This window comes from Micromonospora sp. WMMD734 (genome assembly GCF_049178975.1).
GTDB classification, from domain to species: domain Bacteria; phylum Actinomycetota; class Actinomycetes; order Mycobacteriales; family Micromonosporaceae; genus Micromonospora; species Micromonospora wenchangensis.
The window spans coordinates 3352943-3371884 of record NZ_JBMHMK010000001.1; the positions used below are offsets into that span (position 1 = coordinate 3352943).

An 18942-nucleotide genomic window follows, 5' to 3' on the forward strand; every position below is an offset into this window, starting at 1 on the left:
GCGTCGGTCCGGGCCGCCTCGACCAGCCTGAAGGTCATCCAGTCGAATCGATTGACAGGGACGAGACGCGCTGGAAACATCTGGCTGATAGCTGGGAGCGCTCCCAGCGACAGGCATCGACGGCACACCTCCATCACCACCCTTCCGCCCGGAAAGGAATCCCGTGATCCTGACCCGACGACGTCGGCGGCATCTCGCGGTACTGGCAGCGACGACCCTGGTCCTCACCGGCGTCGGCACCGGCGTGGCCCACGCCGAGGTCCCGCCGGACGCCCCCGAGCAGATCAGCAACGGCGACTTCAGCGAGGGCGTCGCGCCCTGGTTCTCCTACGGCACCGGCCCGCTCGACGTCGTCGACGGCCAGCTCTGCGTCACCGTCCCCGCCGGGCTGGTCAACCCGTGGGACGCCGGCATCGGCCACGACGGGGTCCGGCTCAACGCCGGCGCGGAGTACAAGCTCAGCTTCGACATCTCGGCCACCCCCGGCCTCTCCGTCAACGCCGTGCTCCAGCTCGGCAGCGCCCCCTACACGTCGTACGCGAGCGTTCCGGCCGTCGCCAATCCGACGACCAAGCGGGTCGAGCAGACCTTCACCGTCCCGGACGACAACCCCAACGCCCAGCTCATCTTCCAGGTCGGCGGAGCCGCCGCCGAGCAGCGGCTCTGCCTGGACAACGTCTCGCTGCGCGGTGGCGAGGCCGCCCCGCCGTACGTGCCGGACACCGGCCCCCGGGTGCGGGTCAACCAGGTCGGCTACCTGCCCGGCGGCCCGAAGAACGCCACCGTGGTGACCGAGTCGACCGAGGCACTGCCCTGGCAGCTCAAGTCGGCCGCCGGCACGGTCGTCGCCAGCGGCCAGAGCACCCCGCGCGGGGTCGACGCCGCCTCCGGGCAGAACGTGCAGACCGTCGACTTCTCGTCCTTCCGTACGCCCGGCACCGGCTACACGCTGGTCGCCGACGGGGAGACCAGCCACCCGTTCGACATCTCCGGCGACCTCTACGACCGGCTGCGGGCCGACGCGATGCAGTTCTTCTACGCCCAGCGCAGCGGCATCGCCATCGACGGTGACCTGATCGGCGAGGAGTACGCCCGCCCGGCCGGCCACCTCGGGGTGGCCCCCAACCAGGGCGACACCCAGGTCCCCTGCCAGCCCGGCGTCTGCGACTACACGCTGGACGTGCGCGGCGGCTGGTACGACGCGGGCGACCACGGCAAGTACGTCGTCAACGGCGGTATCGCCGCCTACCAGCTGCTGAGCGCCTTCGAGCGGACCAAGACCGCGGAGACCGCCGCCGGTGGCGCCGCGCTGGGCGACTCGACGCTGCGGGTGCCCGAGCGCGGCAACGCGGTGCCGGACGTCCTCGACGAGGCCCGTTGGGAGATCGAGTTCCTGCTCCGGATGCAGGTGCCGGTCGGCAAGCCGCTGGCCGGGATGGTCCACCACAAGATCCACGACAAGGCGTGGACCGGTCTGCCGCTCGCCCCGCAGGACGACGCGCAGCCGCGTGAGCTGCACCCGCCGTCGACCGCAGCCACGCTGAACCTGGCCGCCGTCGCCGCGCAGTGCCAGCGCCTGTTCGCCCCGTACGACGCGACGTTCGCCGCCCGCTGCGGCACCGCCGCGACGAGCGCGTACGCCGCCGCCAAGGCGCACCCGGCCGTCTACGCCGACCCGGCCGACGGCATCGGCGGCGGGGCCTACGAGGACAACAACGTCACCGACGAGTTCTACTGGGCCGCCGTGGAGCTGTACCTGACCACCGGCAAGAAGGCGTACCTGGACGACCTGACCGCCTCGCCGCACCACACCGGCGACGTGTTCGCCACGGGCGGCGCGTTCAGCTGGCAGAGCGTGGCCGCGGTCGGCCGGCTCGACCTGGCCACCGTGCCCAACGGCCTGCCCGCCGCCGACAAGGCCCGGGTCCGCGCCTCGGTCACCGCCGCCGCCGACAACTACCTGACCACCCTGCACGCCCAGGCGTACGGCCTGCCGGTGCCGGGCGAGGCGGCCAGCTACGTCTGGGGCAGCAACAGCAACATCATCAACAACATGGTCGTGCTGGCCACCGCGTTCGACCTGACCCGGGAAGCGAAGTACCGGGACGGCGCGGTGCAGGCGAGCGACTACCTGCTCGGCCGCAACGCGCTGAACATGTCGTTCGTCACCGGCTGGGGCGAGCAGAACGCACGCAACCAGCACAGCCGGATCTTCGGCAACCAGCTCAACCCGGCCATGCCGAACCCGCCGGTCGGCTCGCTCGCCGGCGGCCCGAACGCCGCCCTGCAGGACCCGTTCGTCGCCCAGCTGCTCAAGGGCTGCGCGCCGATGTTCTGCTACGTCGACGACATCAACTCGTACTCGACCAACGAGGTGGCGATCAACTGGAACTCGGCGCTGGCCTGGCTCGCGTCGTTCCTCGCCGACCAGGGGGAGGCCAAGGCCGTGGCCCCGCGTACCTGCGCGGTCAGCTACCAGGTGCACGGCACCTGGCCGGACGGCTCCAACACCCAGGTCGTCCTGCGCAACACCGGTGACACCGCGATCGACGGCTGGACCCTGCGCTACGCCTACACCGGCGACCAGAAGGTCACCCAGGCGTGGTCGGCGAAGGTGACCCAGTCCGGGGCCACCGTGACGGCGAAGAACGAGTCGTACAACGCGAAGATCGCGCCGGGCGCCAGCATCACCTTCGGTCTGCTCGCCAGGACCGGCACGCTGGCCAACCCGGAACCGGATCTGATCACCGTCAACGGCGTCGCCTGCACGGTGTCCTGACCGGCACTCCTACCCTCGGACCCCGGGCTGCCACCCGGGGTCCGAGCGCGCCGGGCGGTCGTCCCCCGACCGCCCGGCGCCCCCGCCCGACCGCCCGGCACGCCCGGCCCAGCAGTGGAGACGAGTCCGATGCCCGAGCAGACCACGATCTCCGACGCCGAGCGTCGGCGCATCGTCCACGAGTTCGTCGACGAGACCGTCGGCGACGCCCACCCCGAGGTGGTGGCGATGGTCCGTGACCTCACCCACCGGGTCCGCGACACCGTCGAACTCGCCCGCGCCGCCGGCATCGCCCCCGAGTCGCCCCGCGCCGGCCACGTGGTGGCCGCGCTGGTCTGCGCGTACGGCGAGGTCTTCGACCGGGTCGACGACGCCGGCTACCGCAGCGCGCTGCTGGCCCGGCTGGAGGTCGCCAACGACCCACGCACCGAGCGGTACTTCCAGCTCCTCGCGGCGGTCAACGGCTGGACCGCGCCGCCCACCCTGACCCCGGTGCTGGACTGGTTCATCGCCGCGCTGCGCCACCATCCCGCGCCCTGACCGGCACCTCGCCGACCCGGTGACCGACGGCGGGTGGGCCGGTCAGCCGGCCTGTCGCGTCGACCGGGCCAGGCGCAGGAAGCCACGCCAGGCGTCAGGGGTGAAGGCCAGGATGCCGCCGGTGCGGTCCTTCGTGTCGCGGACGAGGACGACGCCGGGCAGGTTGCCCGCCACCTCGACGCAGTTGCCACCGTTGTTGCCGCTCCTGGTGCTCGTGTGCCACCGCGCGCCGCTCAGCTCCATGATGCCGCCGCTTTCCTGACGAGTTCCAGGGATCGCGCCCGGGGTAGGGCCTCCCCCACTATGCGCGCCCACCGGCGTTCCAGGACAGCGATATCGGCGCGCTGGTCGATGATCTGCGCGCGTACCTGCCCGTCGACGTGTGCCACCCGGGTGCCGTCGTCCAGCTCGGCGACGACGAAGGGGCCGCCGAGGCCGGCGTACATGCCCGTCTCGGCCGGGACCACGTGCACCTGTACGGTCGGCAGCTCGGCGCAGGCGGCGAGGTGGGCGCACTGCTCACGCATCAGCTCGGGCCGGCCCGGCACCGGGCGGTGCAGCACCGACTCGTCGATGACGGCGACCAGCAGCGGCGGGCGGTCGCGGTGCAGGATCGCCTGGCGGGTGAGGCGTGCCGTGATGAGCTGGTCGACCTCCTGCCCGGTCAGGGTCTCCCCGGCCAGGGTGGCCCGCGCGTACGCCTCGGTCTGGAGCAGGCCGGGCACCCAGGCCAGCTCGAAGCCGCGCAGCACGACGGCCTCGCGTTCGATGTCGGCCCACGGCCGGAACCACACCGGCTCGTGCCGCTTGTGCAGGTCGGGCCAGAGGTCCAGGACGTCCCGCTTGAGCAGCGCGGCGACCTCGGCACGATGCCGGGTCTGGGGAATCCGCCCCTGACTGGCCCAGCGCGCGGCGGTCTTCGGGTCGACCCCGATGCGGGCGGCGAGACTCTCGGCCGTCTCACCCGCCTCGGCCATCGCCTCTTTGACTGCCAGATTCATCCTGACCCTCCCCGGACATCCTGGATATCCGGAGTCATCTTGCTACGCCGTGTGATCATGTCGCAACCCTTCGGCACCGGGAGATCGAGCGGCGTCACCGACGGGCCGGACCCCGGTCGGCGACGCCCACCGGGGCCGCTCCCGCCCAGCGGCGGGAACGACCCTCCACCATGGACCGACGGGGGGCTCAGGAGCCGGCGGGGGCACCCACGGCGACCGGCGCGGGGGCACCGTCGCCACGCCAGACGTAGCTGACCCCGGCCGGCGCGGTGAGCGAGCCGGCGAACAACGCGTTGACCCGGGACGCCTCGGCGGCGCTCGGCGTGGCGTTGCGGCACGACACCGGGGCGCTGCTGCCCGACATCAGGTCGGTGCACAGGCCGGTCCGGTTGTCCGGCAGGCCGAGGATGTGACCGATCTCGTGGGTGGCGATCCGGGTCCGGTCGTACCCCTGGTCGACGGCCTGGGTGCCCATCCAGACCCGGCCGTTGCCCAGGCTGGTGGTCTGCGCCCGGGGCCAGCCGGTGTCGACGTAGATGGTGATGTTGCCGGGGGTGCGGGCGACCAGCCGGACGTTGGCCACCGAGCTGTTCCAGATCGTCGCGGCCTGGTCGAAGTTGGTGCGGAACTCCCCGGCCCGGCTCGCGTCGTAGTAGACCGTCCGCGCGGCGGCGGACGCCGTGCCGCCGCCCGCCGCGACCACGCCGGTCGCCGTGAGCACCAGCGCCAGCAGGGTCCCGGCGGTACGCGAGAACTGTCGTCGGCGCATCGTCCGACCTCCCATCGATAGAAGTTCACCGATGTTATGCGGTCGGTCGGAACCCGGTCGAATAGCGGTTACGTCATACCGCCACCACCGGACGGCTCAGCCGATCTCCTCGTCGACGAAGCACCAGCGCCACGACTCCCCCGGCTGGATGGACCGCATCACCGGGTGCCCGCTGGACTCGAAGTGCTTCGTCGCGTGCTGGTACGGCGACGAGTCGCAGCACCCCACCTGCCCACACTCCACACACGACCGCAGGTGCACCCAGTCGTCGTTGCCGACGGCCACGCACTCCGGGCAGGCGTCGGTGACGCTCGGCTCGGCGGTTCCCGCCCCGGTCAGGTGCGCACAGCTCATCAGTCACTCTCCCGTCGCAACAATGACTCCTCCAGGTCCAGGTCGCGGTACGCCCGCACCAGCACCTCCTCGGGAATCCGTCCCTCGTCCCGCGCGGCCCGGAAGACCTCCCGCTCGGCGTCGATCATCTCCTGCCGCAGCCGACCGTACGCCTGCGACGGCGTCTCCCGGTCGGTGCCGCCGAGCCGCTCCCAGGCCAGGTTGGTGCGGCTCTGCACCAGCCCGCGCAACCGCTCCACCACGGCCGGTGGCGCACCGTCGGCCAACTCGTCCAGCTTCTCCCGGGCCGCCCGGCCGGCCTGCTGCTGCACCGTCGCGGCGGAGAGCGCGTCGGCCACCGGGTCGTCCGGGGGCAGCCTCAACCGGCGGGCCACCCACGGCAGGGTCGCCCCCTGCCCGACCAGCGTCGCCACGATCACCGCGAAGGCCAGCCAGATGAACAGCGCCCGCTGGTAGGGCTGCTCCCCGGCCAGGGTCAGCGGCAGACCCAGCGCGGCGGCCAGCGTCACCACCCCGCGCATCCCGGCCCAGCCGATGACGATCGGGAACTGCACCGGCGGGCCAGGGTCGCGCTGCCGGACCCGGGGCACCAGCCGGGCCAGGTAGGTGGCCGGGAAGACCCAGACGAAGCGGGCCAGGAAGACCGCCGCCAGCACCGCCGCGGTGATCCCCACCAGCCGGCCGGTCGGCTCGTCGAGATCCCGCAGCACCTCGGGCAGTTGCAGGCCGACCAGCAGGAAAACCAGCCCCTCCAACAGGAACTGCACCAGCCGCCAGAACGCGCCGGTCTGCAACCGGGAGGCGGCCGACAGCAGCAGCGGCATCTTGTGGCCGATGCCCAACCCGGTCACCACCACCGCCACCACCCCGGAGGCGTGGATCTCCTCGGCCGCGAAGACCACCGCGAACGGCACGATCAGCGACAGCGCGTTGTCCAGCAGCGGGTCGGTGGTCCGCTTGTGCAGGTAGCCGAAGACCACCACGCCCAACAGCCCGACCAGCACCCCGCCACCGGTGGCGACCACCACCTCCTGCGCCACGTACCCGAAGCTGACCGAGCCGGCGCTGGCGGTGGCCGCGACGATCGCCACCCGCAGCAGCACCAGCGCGGTGGCGTCGTTGACCAGGCTCTCCCCCTCCAGGATGGTCACCACCCGGCGGGGCAGGCCCACCCGCCGGGCCACCGCGGTCGCCGCGATCGCGTCCGGCGGCGCCACCACCGCGCCCAGCGCCACACAGATCGCGTACGGCAGGTCGGGCAGGAGCAGGTGCACCACCGTGCCCACCACGAACGCCGTGAAGATCACCAGACCCACCGCGAGCAGCAGGATCGGCCGCAGGTTGAGCCGGAACGCCGGCACCGACGTGCCCAGCGCCGCCACGTAGAGCAGCGGCGGCAGGATGCCCACCAGCACCAGGTCGGGATCGAGCCGCACGTGCGGGAACCCCGGCACGAAGGACAGCCCGAGGCCGAGCACCACCAGCAGGATCGGCGCGAGCAGACCCAACCGGCGGGCCAGCGCGGCGCCGAAGGTCGCGATCGCCAGGAAGACCACGACCTCGAACAGAGCTTCCATGGAGTAGCAGCCTAGGGGTACGGACGGGTCAGGCTGATCACCCGGTGGCGCGCAGCTTCGGCAGCACCTCCGCGCCGAACGTGTCGATGAAGGCGCGCTGCTCCTGCCCGACGTGGTGCAGGGCGATCTGGTCGAAGCCCAGCGACAGGTACTCCTCCAGCCAGCCGACGTGCCGGCCCAGGTCGGCCGACACGTTCACCACCTCGGCGACCTGCTCCATCGGCACCCGCTCGCTGACCGCGTCGAAGTGCTCGGCGGTGTCCAGGTCCCAGCAGACCGGCGGCGCGAAGACGTTGCTGCGCCACTGGTCGTACGCGATCGCCTCCGCCTCGGCCTGCTCCGGTGCCCAGCTCACGTGCACCTGCAGGTGCAGCGGCCCCCGCCCGCCCGCGTCCCGGTAGGCGTCGATCATCTCGCGCAGGTGCGCGGTCGGCGCGTTCACCGTGATCAGGCCGTCGGCCCACTCGGCGCACCACCGGGCGGTGGCCACGCTGACCGCCGCCCCGATCAGCGCCGGCGGTTCCTCCGGCCGGGTCCACAGCCTCGCCCGGTCCACCCGGACCAGGCCGTCGTGGCTGACCTCCTCGCCGGCCAGCAGCGCCCGGATCACCTCCACGCACTCCCGCAACCGGGCGGTCCGCACGTCCTTGCGCGGCCAGCCGTCGCCGGTGATGTGCTCGTTGCTCGCCTCGCCGGTGCCCAGCGCCGCCCAGAACCGGCCCGGGTACATCGCGCCCAGGGTGCCGATCGCCTGCGCGATGATCGCCGGGTGGTAACGCTGGCCGGGGGCGTTGACCACCCCGAACGGCAGCCCGGTGGCCTGCAGCGCCGCCCCCAGCCAGGACCAGGCGAACCCGGACTGGCCCTGCCGGGTGCTCCACGGCGAGAAGTGGTCCGACGACATCGCGGCGTCGAAGCCGGCGCGTTCGGCGTGCACCACCGCCTCCAGCAGGCGGCTCGGATGGATCTGCTCGTGGGAGGCGTGGAAGCCGAACACCGTCATGGCGTCCTTCCGTACCCATGACGGTGTCCGGTTAAAGCTCGCCCGCGCCGGTCACCCGGCGCGCGGTCACTCGGCGTGCGCGCCGGCCCCGGCGGTGGCCGCGCCCTCCCCCACCCAGACGGTCTTGGTGTTGCAGAACTCCCGCATCCCCAGCGCCGACAGCTCCCGGCCGTAGCCGGAGTTCTTCACCCCGCCGAACGGCAGTTCCGGGTACGAGGTGGTCATGCCGTTGACGAACACGTTGCCGGCGTCCAGGTCGGTGGCGAACCGCTCCTGCTCGGCCGGGTCGGTGGTCCAGGCGTTCGCGCCCAACCCGAACGGCGTGCCGTTGGCCACCGCGACCGCCTCGTCGTACGACGACACCCGGTAGAGCCCGGCGACCGGGCCGAAGACCTCCTCGGCCCACATCCGCATCTGCGGGTTCAGGTCGGTCACCACGGTCGGCGGGTAGAACCAGCCGTCGCCGGTCGGCTTCTCGCCGCCGCAGAGCACCGTCGCGCCGTGCGCCACCGCGTCCTGCACCTGGGCGTCGATCTCGTCCCGGCCACTCTCGCTGGCCAGCGGGCCGACGTCGGTGTCGGCGTCCATCGGGTCGCCGACCCGCAACGCGGCCATGTTCGCGGCGAACTTCCCGGCGAACGCGTCGAAGACGTCGGTGTGCACGATGAACCGCTTGGCGGCGATGCAGGACTGGCCGTTGTTCTGGCAGCGGGCGGTGGTGGCCACCTCGGCGGCCCGGTCCAGGTCGGCCGAGGGCATCACCACGAACGGGTCGCTGCCACCCAGCTCCAGCACCGTCTTCTTCAACTCCCGGCCGGCGATCTGGGCGATCGAGCGGCCCGCGCCCTCGCTGCCGGTCAGCGTCGCCGCCCGGACCCGGGGGTCGCTGAGGATCCGGTCGACGGCGTCCGAGCCGACCAGCAGGGTGGTGAACGCCCCCTCGGGGAACCCGGCCCGGCGGAACACGTCCTCCAGGTAGAGCGCGGTCTGCGGCACGTTGGAGGCGTGCTTGAGCAGGCCGGTGTTCCCGGCCATCAGGGCCGGCGCGGCGAACCGCATCACCTGCCAGAGCGGGAAGTTCCACGGCATCACCGCCAGCACCGCCCCGATCGGCTGGTAGCGGACGAAGGCCCGCTTCGCCTGCACCGCGGCGGCGTCGGCGGGCTCGTCGGCGAGCATCCGCTCCGCGTTCGCCGCGTAGAACCGGCAGGCCGTCGCGCACTTGGTGACCTCGGCCTTCGCCGCGGCGTAGGTCTTGCCCATCTCGGTGGTCATCAGCCGGGCGGTCTCGTCGCGTTCGGCGTCGAGCAGGTCCGCGGCGGCGTTCATCCACTGCGCCCGCTGGGCGAGCGTGGTCCGGTGCAGGTCCCGGAACGCCAGGTCGGCCCGTTCGATGGCCGCGTCGATCTGCTCGGTCGACATCGGCTCGTACGACTTGAGCACCTGACCGGTGGCGGGGTTGGTGGTGGCGATGGGCATCTCGTACTCCTGTCACTCGAAGAGTGAGTGCCGCGCGCCCGGCTGCTCACGGCGGCGGGCGGCACGGCGGCGCTGGATGACGACCAGGTCGACGACCGCCACGACGGCGAACAGCGCGCAGAGCACGCCCAGCCAGCCCAACCCGGCCCAGAACGCCACGACCGCGAGGACGGTCATGGTGACCAGGCCGAACAGGGCCAGCGCCAGGCGCAGGTTCAACGCGCTGTAGGCGTGGCCGACCGTGCCACGGGCGCGCCGGGGCTGCGATCTCGTCATCGTCTCGGCCTACCCCGGCACGGACGCCGCTAACCGGTCCCGACGCCCGGATCACCCCACGTCGACGCCGCCCACCGCGCCGGTGTCGGGCGGTTGACCTGCCCGGATAGCCCCACTCCGAGATGTTCTTACCAGATTCGTGTTTCGAGCTGTTGAATCTGCCCGGAAGTCGACACGAGCGGACCTTCCCACCCGGTACGGCCCGTAGAGTGACCGGGCTGTCGCTCTGCGCCGTCTGACCGGGGGAAGACGCATGCCTCGACGCTGGGTCGCCGCCGTGGCCTGCCTGTTGGCGCTGACCGCGCTCGCCTGTGAGGAGGGCGGCGGGGCCTCCCCGCGCCCGACGAAGAGCGGATCGACACCGACCGGGCTGCCCACCACGATGGCCGCCCTCGGCGACTCGATCACCACCGGCTTCGGCTCCTGCCTGGTGCTCACCTCGTGCCAGCGCAACTCCTGGTCCACCGGCGACGGCATCCGGGTGGAGAGTCACTACCGGCGGCTGCTCGACGCCGACGCGCCGATCCGCAACCGGGCCCGCAACCACGCCGTGCCGGGGGCCCGCGCCGAGGCCCTCGCCGGGCAGGCCGACGCCGCCGTCAAGGACAAGGCCGACTACGTCACCGTGCTGATCGGCGCGAACGACGCCTGCCGCGACGACATCGACCAGATGACCGCGACCGCCACCTTCCGCAGCCAGGTCGACAGGGCGCTACGGGTGCTACGCGAGGGCCGCCCGAAGGCCCGGGTCCTGGTGGCCAGCATCCCCGACCTGAACCGGCTCTGGGAGGTCGGGCGCACCGAGTCCCGCGCGGTGCGGATCTGGAAGACCGGGATCTGCCCCGCCCTGCTGGCCAATCCCACCTCGGACGCCAAGGCCGACCGGGACCGCCGGGCCCGCTTCGCCGACCGGATCGACGCGTACAACAGCCAGCTCAAGGCGGCCTGCCGGGCGTACGGGTCGCGGTGCCGCTACGACGGCGGCGCGGTGCACCGGGTGCGGTTCAGCCTGGACGAGGTCAACGGGTTGGACTGGTTCCACCCCAACGTCGCCGGGCAGAACCGGCTCGCCGACGCGACGTTCTCGGCGGCCGGCTGGCGGCTCTGAGCCACCCCGGCACCGGCCCGCTCGGGGCCGGGGTCGCGCGGGCCGCGCCCGGCGGTGGGCCGGGCACGGCGTGGCAGCTCCTCCGGTCAGGGGCGACGCGGGTGGGGTAGTCCGCCCCGGTGTTCCCGGTAGAGCGCCTGGGCGCGTTCGGCGAGATCCTTGGTGGCCGAGGAGTTGGCCCAGGTGCCGAGGATGATCGCGGCACCCGGGACGACCTTGGCGAAGACCCGCTTGGCCGCCCGCACCCCGGCCATCCGGGCCAGCCGGACGCCGAGTTGCAGCATCACCCGCCCGAGCGGGTTCTGGGCGGCGTGACCGAACAGCGCGCCCGCCCGCTCCCGACCGGCCGCGACGCCGAGCGCCAACCGGGCCGTCTCGGCCGCCTTGTGCACCTTCTGCAGGACGAGCAGGTCGGTGGCCCGGTCCGGGTGCACCGGGTCCGCGCCGTACGCGGCGGCGACATGCAGCACCAGTCGGGCCTGGGTCCAGGCCAGCACGCCGACGTCGATGACCGCGCCGGGCAGCCCCGCCGCACCCGAGACCGCGCCGGAGAGGCGGGCCCGGTTGACGAAACGCCTGATGGCCTGCTCGGCCAACTGGTCGGCGGTGGCGTCGGGGCGTTCCGCCCGGGTGCGGGCGACCCACTGCGCCGCCTCCGGGCCGAGCCGGCGGACCGCCTCCAGGGCCAGGTGCTCCGGGGCGTACTGCGGGTCGTCCCGCATCCGGTCCCAGAGCCGGGCCGGCGGCGCCTCCGGGGCGTCGCCCGGATCACCTGCCGGCACCGCCGGAACCGGAGCCGCCGCCCCCGCCGCCGGGACCGTGGCGGTCGGCGACCCGACGGCCGGTGTCGCGGGAACGGCCGGGCCGGTGGTGTCCGCCGGTACCGGCGGCGTGGGGACGGTCGGTTCGTCGTCGACGGGGACGGCTTCGGTCACAGGTGCTCCCGGGCTGGAATCGGTTCGCGGACGGTCAGCGGCGACGGCCCGACAGCTTGCCGGCCGCCTGCTTGAGCCGTGCCTGGTTCTCCGGCTTGGCCAGCTCGCGCCGACCCCGGTCGACCAGCTGCTGCCCCTTGGGGGAGCGCAGGAAGGCGCTGATCCGCTGCATCAGTGCTGACATGTCGTCCTCCGATCGGGTGTCCTGCGTCATGTGTACCCGATCCGAGCAACCGCCAACCGTCCACTGTGTCCGGTCGAGGGTAGCCATCCGGCGACGCCGACGCGAACCGGCCCGGCCCGGCCCGCGGTGCGGGCCGGGCCGGCGGCTCAGACCAGGAGGGCGGTGACCACCTCGGTGGCCCGCCACTCGTGCTGGGCGTAGAGGTCCGGGTAGGCGGAGATCTGCACGGCCTGCGCGGCGACGGTGAGCGGGAGGTCCGCCCAGCCGGGGATCTCCAGCAGCGCGGTGAGGAACGCCCGGGTGGCGAACGCCGGGTCCATCAGCTGGCCGACCTCGCCCCAGCCGCTGCTCGGGCGCTGCTGGAACAGCCCGACCGAGTCGTGGTCCCAACCGATCGCCTGGTGCGGGTAGTTCTGCGACTCGGGCAGCACCCCGCTGGCGTAGTTGTAGAGGTTGCTCTCCTGCATGGCGGTGGCCACCGCGATGACCAGGGCCCGGCGCGGCACGCCCATCGCCCGGCCGGCCTTGACGATCTCCTTGGCGTTGTCCATCTGGGCCTGGTCGAGGCCGGCCACCGGAACGATCCGCTTGGGTCGGGGCTTCGGCTTCGGCCGGGGCTTGGGCTTGGTGGTCCTGGTCGCGCTCGGGGTCGGGCTGGGGGTGGCGGCGGTCGGGCTGGCGGCGGGCGGGCTGCTGGGCACGACCGTGACCGGGGTACGGACCTCGGCGCGGGAGGCGGCCTGCTGCTGGGCGCGCTCGGCGAGGGCGGCCTCGGTGCCGGTCCGGTCGTCGGCCCGCTCGTCCGGCAGTGCCTGGACGCCGGCGACGGCGGTGAGGCCGAGGCAGCAGAGCACCCCGGCGGCGAGCAGCGCCGGCCGGCGGCGGCGAAGGTTAACGAGCCCGCCGAGGCGGGTACGGAGGGAGTCGGGTTCACGGAGAACGCCGACCTGAACGGACGAGGGGGTGTCGTCCGAACGGCCAGTCATGCCCCGAGGGGCCCCCTGGTCGTCGATGGTGTCGTCGTCACGCATCCGCCGAGGCTAGGCATGCCCTTTCCCGCCCACCCACCAGCAGGAAGTGGCCCTCGCCACACTTTCCGGCGGGCCGCCGGGACGCCCACCCCGGACGCAGACCCAGGGCGACATACCACCCGTAACGGGCATTGCGGTCAACAACCGCGCCCGCCGTCGTCGGAGTGGATCGACCACCCAGACCACCGTGGCCGGCCGCATGATCCACCATGTCACCCTTTCGGGTGACACGCCGGAACCGTCCGACCGAGCCACTCCGGCCCGTCCGGCGAATTGGTGGCTTCCTCCTGGTTTGATAGCCGGATCGGTCACGACGCGCCCAGTGATGGAATGGATGACGCCGACGCGTACGTTCCCCGAACCGGGTGCCGTCCGTGCGCGGTCGCCCGTAGGCGCATTTCCTCAGGAGGTCCGACCGGTGCTCGACCCACACGAGCTGTACCAGCTCACCGACGATCTGCCCGACCTCGGTCAGCCGGTGCTGATCCAGGCGCTCACCGGCTTCGTCGACGCCGGCAACGCCACCCGGCTGGCCCGCGAGCAGCTCCTCACCTCACTGGACGCCCGGACGATCGCCACCTTCGACGTCGACCAGCTCTTCGACTACCGGTCCCGCCGCCCGGTGATGACCTTCGTCGAGGACCACTGGGAGGACTACGACGCCCCGGAGCTGGCCCTGCACCTGCTGCGCGACGACGACGAAACCCCGTTCCTCCTGCTCACCGGCCCCGAGCCGGACCTTCAGTGGGAGCGGTTCGTGGCGGCGGTCGGCGCGGTGGTCGCCCGGCTCGACGTCCGGCTCACCGTCGGGCTCAACTCGATCCCGATGGCCGTCCCGCACACCCGGCCCACCGGGGTCACCGCGCACGCCACCCGCCGTGAGCTGATCGCCGGCTACGAACCGTGGTTGCAGCGGGTGCAGGTCCCGGGCAGCGTCGGGCACCTGCTGGAGTACCGGCTCGGCGAGACCGGCCGGGACGCCCTCGGGTTCTCCGCGCACGTGCCGCACTACGTCGCCCAGACGGAGTACCCGGCCGCCGCCGAGGTGCTGCTCGCCTCGGTGTCCCGCAGCACCGGTCTGCTGCTGCCCAACGAGAGCCTGCGCTCCGCCGCCGAGGCGGTCCGGGTGGAGATCGACCGGCAGGTCGCCCAGACCGACGAGGCCGCCGCGCTGGTCACCGCCCTGGAGGAGCAGTACGACGCGTTCGCCCGGGGCCGGGGTGAGAAGAACCTGCTCGCCGCCGAGACCGGGCCGCTGCCCACCGCCGACGAGCTGGGTGCCGAGCTGGAGCGTTTCCTCGCCGAGCAGACCCGACCCGGGGAGACCCCGGGCGCCTGACCCACGGCCGGGCGGTGTCGCCGCCGCCCGGCCCGCCCACCCGCCCCCGCGCGCCGGAACCGGCCCGACGGCGGGCCGGCCCGGCGGGCCGGGCCGCGATGCGGCAGGCTGGGCCCATGCGCCTGGCGACCTGGAACGTGAACTCGGTGAAGGCCCGCCTGCCCCGCCTGCTGGACTGGCTGGCCGGCACCGCCCCCGACGTGGTCTGCCTCCAGGAGACCAAGTGCCCCGACGGGGCCTTCCCCGTCGCCGAGGTCGGCGAGCTGGGCTACGAGGTGGCCAGCCACAGCGACGGCCGGTGGAACGGGGTCGCCGTCCTGTCCCGGGTCGGCCTGACCGACGTCGCCGTCGGGCTCCCCGACGAGCCGGGCTTCCCCCGGCCCGAGGCCCGCGCCATCGCCGCCACCTGCGCCGGGGTCCGGATCTGGTCGGTGTACGTGCCGAACGGCCGCGCCACCGACGACCCGCACTACGCGTACAAGCTGGCCTGGCTGGCGGCGCTGCGGGACGCGGTGACGCCGGCGGTGGCCGCCGGTGGCCCCGTCGCCGTCTGCGGGGACTTCAACGTCGCCCCGACCGACGCCGACGTCTGGGACCCGGCGCTCTTCGCCACCTCGACCCACGTCACCCCCGCCGAACGGGCCGCCCTGGCCGCCCTGCGCGACCTCGGCCTCAGCGACGTGGTGCCCACCCCGATGAAGGGCCCGCACCCGTACACCTACTGGGACTACCGGGCCGGCATGTTCCACCAGAACAAGGGCATGCGGATCGACCTGGTGTACGCCTCCGCGCCGCTGGCCCGCGCGGTCCGCTCCGCGTACGTCGACCGGGAGGCCCGCAAGGGCAAGGGCCCCTCCGACCACGCCCCGGTCGTGATCGACGCCGACCTGCCCGGCACGGAGCCGACCCACCCGACCGGGGCCCGGTAACGCGCCACACCCAGCCGGTCAGCCCCGCTGCTCTACTGCCGCATCGGCGGGCTGCCGCTGCGCCGCATCGGCCCAGAGCGCCTCGAAGTGCTCGACGTACCTGCTGAACGGCCCGTCGCTTTCCCGCTGTCGCAGGTGGAACGTGACGGAGTCCTGGCCCAGCGCGCCGCCGATGTGGGTGGCCACGATCGCGTCGTCGTCGAACACCCAGACCGACATCGCGACGTGCCGGTCGGACAGCCGCACGGCCAGCGGGGTGGGCGACTTGCCGATCTCGGCACGCGTCATGGCGATCCGGGTCCCGAGGTCGAGGGGGGTCGCCTCGACCCGGTCCCGACCGGCGGTGACCGGGCTCGCCGGGTCACCGAGCAGGAAACGTACGTCCGCTCCGGCCTGCGCCTTCGCCCCCAGGGTCCCGGCGGCGTTCGGCACGTCCAGCCAGACGAAGTAGCTCGTGTAGCCGCCGAACCAGAGGCGGGACCGCGCTCCCTCGATCAACTCCCGGAACAGCGACCGGGGCAGGTCGGAACGGCGGGCATAGACGCCCACCAACTCCCGGTCCGCACCCAACTTGACCGCGCGACGCACAGCATCAGGCCACAGCACGTCCACATCCTTACCCAGGAGACCTGCCACCCGCACCCGCGAACGTGGATGCGGCAGGCGACCCCGGCTGACCCACCGCTGCACGGTCTTGGCATCGACGTCGCACTTCTCCGCGAGCTGGCCGACCGTGAGCCCGGCGGCGGTCAGCGCGTCCCGTAGAGATTCGTTCTTCGGGTTCTCCTGGCCGAGTTGTCGGTGGAGGCTACCGAACACCTGACGCAGCTCGACTGTGGTCGTCAGGTCGACCTGACCGACCGTTTCCTGGCCTGGCTCCACCCACCCACCGACTGATCGTTTCGCCGGGACGGGCCGGCGGCAGGTGGATCGTGGAGAGTTGTGGCGGGCGGGGCGACGACAACTCTCCACGATCCGTTCACCGGACGCGGCGCACCAGCCGGGGGCCGGCCCGGTGGCGCGGGGCTAGGGTGGGGAGATGGCAGTCGTGAAGATCAACGCGATCGACGTCCCGCCCGGTGCCGGCGAGGAGTTGGAGAAGCGGTTCGCCGCCCGGGCCGGCGCGGTGGAGAACTCCCCCGGTTTCCTCGGCTTCGAACTGCTGCGCCCGGTGGCCGGCGAGAGCCGCTACTTCGTGTACACCCGCTGGGAGACCGAGGAGGCGTACCAGGCGTGGGCGGCCGGGCCGTCGCGGGCCGCGCACGCCGGTGGTGGGGGCGGCGAGCAGCAGCGGCCGGTCGCCTCCGGCGCGACGCTGCTGGAGTTCGAGGTGGTCCAGCAGGTGACCGGCAAGGGCTGACCGGCGGCCCCGGCGGTCAGAGCCAGGGCAGGACAGGCGCGGTGGTGGGGGCGGCGAGCCGGGCGAGCCAGCCGGCGATCCCGGCGGCGCCCTGCATGAACCCGGGCTCCGGCGGCAGTTCCGCCGGGGTCCGGGTGTGCTCGGTGTTGGACCAGGCGACCCCCGTCGGGGTGGTCACGGTCCGGGCGAGCACGTCCCCGGCGAGCCGGTGCGCCCAGTCGAGCAGGGCGGGGTCGGCGGTGGACCGGTAGCGGTCGAGCAGCAACTGCCCGACGCCGGCCGTGCCGCAGCACCGGGCGAGGTTGTCCCAGTAGCCCGGGTACCTCCGCTGCGGCAGGCCGCTGTCGCGCAGCGCCCGCAGGCATCCGTCCACGGCCCGCTGCCAGCGGGGCTGCGGGTCGACGGTGTCCAGCAGGGTGAACAGCCGCACCGTACCGGTGGGCCCGTGGCACCAGCCGAAGTTGACAGCCGGGCGGTCCGGGCGGGGCGGGACCAGCAGCGGCAACGCCCAGCCGTCCGGGTGGTGGCCCATGGCCAGCAGGCCGTCGGCGGCCCGGACGGCGGTGTCGAGCAGGTCGTCGCGGCGCAGGGTGACACCGGCGACGGCGAGGGCGTAGGCGACCCCGGCGGTGCCGTGGGAGAAGCCCGGCATCAGGCGCTCGTCGCCGGCCCTCATCCGCCAGTGCGGCCCGTCCGGGTGTTCCTCGGCGAGCCCGACCAGCCCGTCGGCGAGGAGGTGAGCCGCCTGCGTCACCACCGGAGCGGTGTCGTCGTGGGCGTCGAGGAGGGCCAGCAGGATGCCCGCGTCGCCGGAGATGACGTCGGAGCACCGGCCCGGGTCCACCGGGCGGTCGCGCAGCCGTTCGGCGACGCGTGCCGTCACCGACGCGGCGACGTCGAGGGCGACCGGGTCGGCGGCGACCCGACCCCAGGCGCGCAGGGCGACGGCAGCTCCGGCCCAACCGCCGAACATTCCGTCGTCGGGCAGCGTCGGGGCGTCCGGCTCGTGCCGGGCGAGGTGCACCAACCGGTCCCGGGCACCGGCCGCGACCCGGTCGTGAGCCGACCCGGTCCCGCTGTCCGACCCGGTGACGGGCGGCGCGGTCCCGGTGGGCAGCCCGCCCGCCGGGGAGGCGGCGGCGGTGGCCTCGGCGCAGCCGAGCAGCACCCCGGCGGTGCCGGCGTACAGGTCGTCGAAGGGTTCGCCCGCCTCCCGCCAGAGCGGGCCGCCGTCGGCGGGCACCGCCACCGACTCGATCCAGGTGAAAGCCTGCCGCACCACGTCCGCCGTCACCGCGCGATCCTGCCATCCGCCGGCGGGCGGCGTCGCCGCAATAACGCTCCGGCTGCTCAGGGTGACCGCGTCGCCGCCAGCGAGGCGAACGCGATGACGTTGTCGGCGTATCCGGTGCGTCCGCCGATCCACTGGCCGCCGCAGGTGATCAACCGCAGGGCGGGTGCGCCGTCGCGGCCGTAGACCCGGTCGGCGGGCAGGGCCGACTTGTCGAAGAACTCCACCGAATCGACCCGGAACACCACCACCCGTCGGTCCTCCCGGGTCACCTCGATCGTGTCGCCGGGGGCGAGTTTGCGCAGGTCGTAGAAGACCGAGGGGCCGTCTTTCGAGTCCACGTGGCCGACGATGATCGCCCGGCCGGGCTCGCCGGGGGTCGGGCCCCGGTCGTACCAGCCGGTCTCGTTGTGCCGGTCGAGCGGCGGCACGTCGATCGACCCGTCGCGGGCCTGACCGACCGGGGCCACCGGGGCGGCCACCTTGATGGTGGGCACGGTGAGCCGGACCGGTCGGCTGGCCGGCAGGCTGCCCGGCGCGGGACTCCGCCGGGCGTCGGCGGCCGGACGTTGCGAGGGCGTGCCCGTCCGGTCCAGCGGCCCGACCGAGCGCCCCAGCCCGGCACCGGTGGCGAAGACCCCGAGCAGCACCAGCACCACCGCCAGCGGCACCGACCACGGGCCGCGCGTCGGGGACCGGCCGCCGTCCGGGGCGGCCGGGGCCGGGGCGCTGCTGGACGGGGACCGGCCGGAGCCGGTCGGGCCGCCGCTGGACGGGACCGGGGCACGGAACGGCGGCGACATCGGATCGTCGGGCGGCCGGGGCGCAGTGCTGCGGGTCGGAGTGCCGTGCTGCGCGGTCGCGGTCGCGGCGGCGGACGGCGGCGGACCGGGCGGTGGGGGGATCAGGCCACCCCAGCGTGGGCGGGCACCGCCGGGCAGCGGGCCGCCGGAGGGGGAAGGGTGCGACCGCGTACCACCGGGGGGC

At 73.6% G+C, this 18942-nt stretch carries 19 protein-coding genes and 1 pseudogene; 6 read left to right on the forward strand and 14 right to left on the reverse strand.

Annotated features, from left to right (window positions below; all coding sequences use genetic code 11):
- The first annotated feature begins 169 nt into the window (after positions 1–169).
- Both ACN267_RS14295 and ACN267_RS14300 read left to right on the forward strand, forming a co-directional pair.
- On the forward strand, positions 170–2779 hold the full coding sequence (locus tag ACN267_RS14295) for a glycoside hydrolase family 9 protein (RefSeq protein ID WP_421490423.1): 2610 nt from the start codon (positions 170–172) through the stop codon (positions 2777–2779).
- A 129-nt stretch (positions 2780–2908) separates the two neighbouring features.
- Positions 2909–3319 (forward strand): hypothetical protein, encoded by a 411-nt coding sequence (locus ACN267_RS14300; RefSeq protein WP_204961266.1) that lies wholly within the window; start codon positions 2909–2911, stop codon positions 3317–3319.
- Positions 3320–3361: 42 nt separating this feature from the next.
- On the opposite strand, the gene ACN267_RS14305 is transcribed toward ACN267_RS14300, so the two are convergent.
- From ACN267_RS14305 to ACN267_RS14340, 8 genes and pseudogenes are all read right to left on the reverse strand, one after another.
- Complete coding sequence (locus tag ACN267_RS14305) at positions 3362–3562, reverse strand: DUF397 domain-containing protein (RefSeq protein WP_204961265.1); 201 nt, start codon at positions 3560–3562, stop codon at positions 3362–3364.
- Positions 3553–4320 carry a Scr1 family TA system antitoxin-like transcriptional regulator gene (locus ACN267_RS14310; protein WP_204961264.1) on the reverse strand — a complete coding sequence of 256 codons (768 nt, stop codon included), beginning with the start codon at positions 4318–4320 and terminating at the stop codon, positions 3553–3555. The genes ACN267_RS14305 and ACN267_RS14310 overlap by 10 nt, the downstream gene beginning before the upstream one ends.
- A gap of 205 nt (positions 4321–4525) precedes the next feature.
- Positions 4526–5089, reverse strand: a pseudogene (locus ACN267_RS14315) (snapalysin family zinc-dependent metalloprotease); the annotation flags it as partial.
- 96 nt (positions 5090–5185) lie between these two features.
- Positions 5186–5443 (reverse strand): UBP-type zinc finger domain-containing protein, encoded by a 258-nt coding sequence (locus ACN267_RS14320; protein WP_088646235.1) that lies wholly within the window; start codon positions 5441–5443, stop codon positions 5186–5188.
- Positions 5443–7020 (reverse strand): Na+/H+ antiporter, encoded by a 1578-nt coding sequence (locus ACN267_RS14325; protein WP_421488889.1) that lies wholly within the window; start codon positions 7018–7020, stop codon positions 5443–5445. Before ACN267_RS14325 ends, ACN267_RS14320 begins: the two co-directional genes overlap by 1 nt.
- Positions 7021–7057: 37 nt before the next feature.
- Positions 7058–8023: a TIGR03885 family FMN-dependent LLM class oxidoreductase gene (locus ACN267_RS14330; protein ID WP_281899081.1), complete on the reverse strand. Its 966-nt coding sequence runs from the start codon at positions 8021–8023 to the stop codon at positions 7058–7060.
- Between the two features lie 66 nt (positions 8024–8089).
- Positions 8090–9502, reverse strand: coding sequence for an NADP-dependent succinic semialdehyde dehydrogenase (locus tag ACN267_RS14335; protein WP_281899083.1), 1413 nt, complete (start codon positions 9500–9502; stop codon positions 8090–8092).
- Between the two features lie 12 nt (positions 9503–9514).
- Complete coding sequence (locus ACN267_RS14340; protein WP_421488890.1) at positions 9515–9778, reverse strand: DUF6343 family protein; 264 nt, start codon at positions 9776–9778, stop codon at positions 9515–9517.
- 253 nt (positions 9779–10031) lie between these two features.
- Between ACN267_RS14340 and ACN267_RS14345 the strand changes: the two genes are divergently transcribed.
- Complete coding sequence (locus ACN267_RS14345) at positions 10032–10886, forward strand: GDSL-type esterase/lipase family protein (RefSeq protein ID WP_281899087.1); 855 nt, start codon at positions 10032–10034, stop codon at positions 10884–10886.
- A gap of 86 nt (positions 10887–10972) precedes the next feature.
- Here the strand turns inward: ACN267_RS14345 and ACN267_RS14350 are convergent, their stop codons facing one another.
- The 3 genes from ACN267_RS14350 to ACN267_RS14360 all read right to left on the reverse strand — a co-directional run bounded on the left by ACN267_RS14350 (position 10973) and on the right by ACN267_RS14360 (position 13036).
- Entirely contained in the window at positions 10973–11668 is a 696-nt protein-coding gene (locus ACN267_RS14350) for an EcsC family protein (protein WP_240762946.1), read from the reverse strand.
- 187 nt (positions 11669–11855) lie between these two features.
- On the reverse strand, positions 11856–12005 hold the full coding sequence (locus ACN267_RS14355) for a hypothetical protein (RefSeq protein WP_168222413.1): 150 nt from the start codon (positions 12003–12005) through the stop codon (positions 11856–11858).
- A 146-nt stretch (positions 12006–12151) separates the two neighbouring features.
- Positions 12152–13036 (reverse strand): peptidase M23, encoded by an 885-nt coding sequence (locus tag ACN267_RS14360; protein ID WP_421488891.1) that lies wholly within the window; start codon positions 13034–13036, stop codon positions 12152–12154.
- Between the two features lie 418 nt (positions 13037–13454).
- On the opposite strand from ACN267_RS14360, the gene ACN267_RS14365 reads away from it, so the two are divergent.
- Complete coding sequence (locus ACN267_RS14365; RefSeq protein ID WP_204961256.1) at positions 13455–14375, forward strand: proteasome assembly chaperone family protein; 921 nt, start codon at positions 13455–13457, stop codon at positions 14373–14375.
- A 116-nt stretch (positions 14376–14491) separates the two neighbouring features.
- Positions 14492–15304: an exodeoxyribonuclease III gene (locus ACN267_RS14370; protein WP_421488892.1), complete on the forward strand. Its 813-nt coding sequence runs from the start codon at positions 14492–14494 to the stop codon at positions 15302–15304.
- 18 nt (positions 15305–15322) lie between these two features.
- Here ACN267_RS14370 and ACN267_RS14375 read toward each other — a convergent pair whose 3' ends face one another.
- The gene (locus tag ACN267_RS14375) at positions 15323–16186 is read right to left on the reverse strand and encodes a helix-turn-helix domain-containing protein (RefSeq protein WP_421488893.1); all 864 of its coding nucleotides are present in this window, start codon (positions 16184–16186) and stop codon (positions 15323–15325) included.
- 157 nt (positions 16187–16343) lie between these two features.
- On the opposite strand from ACN267_RS14375, the gene ACN267_RS14380 reads away from it, so the two are divergent.
- Positions 16344–16664, forward strand: a complete 321-nt coding sequence (locus tag ACN267_RS14380; protein ID WP_088646246.1) for an antibiotic biosynthesis monooxygenase family protein — start codon at positions 16344–16346, stop codon at positions 16662–16664.
- Positions 16665–16680: 16 nt separating this feature from the next.
- Here the strand turns inward: ACN267_RS14380 and ACN267_RS14385 are convergent, their stop codons facing one another.
- Positions 16681–17958: a lanthionine synthetase LanC family protein gene (locus tag ACN267_RS14385; protein WP_421488894.1), complete on the reverse strand. Its 1278-nt coding sequence runs from the start codon at positions 17956–17958 to the stop codon at positions 16681–16683.
- A gap of 56 nt (positions 17959–18014) precedes the next feature.
- Positions 18015–18758 carry a class F sortase gene (locus tag ACN267_RS14390; protein WP_204961251.1) on the reverse strand — a complete coding sequence of 248 codons (744 nt, stop codon included), beginning with the start codon at positions 18756–18758 and terminating at the stop codon, positions 18015–18017.
- Positions 18759–18942 lie beyond the last annotated feature (184 nt).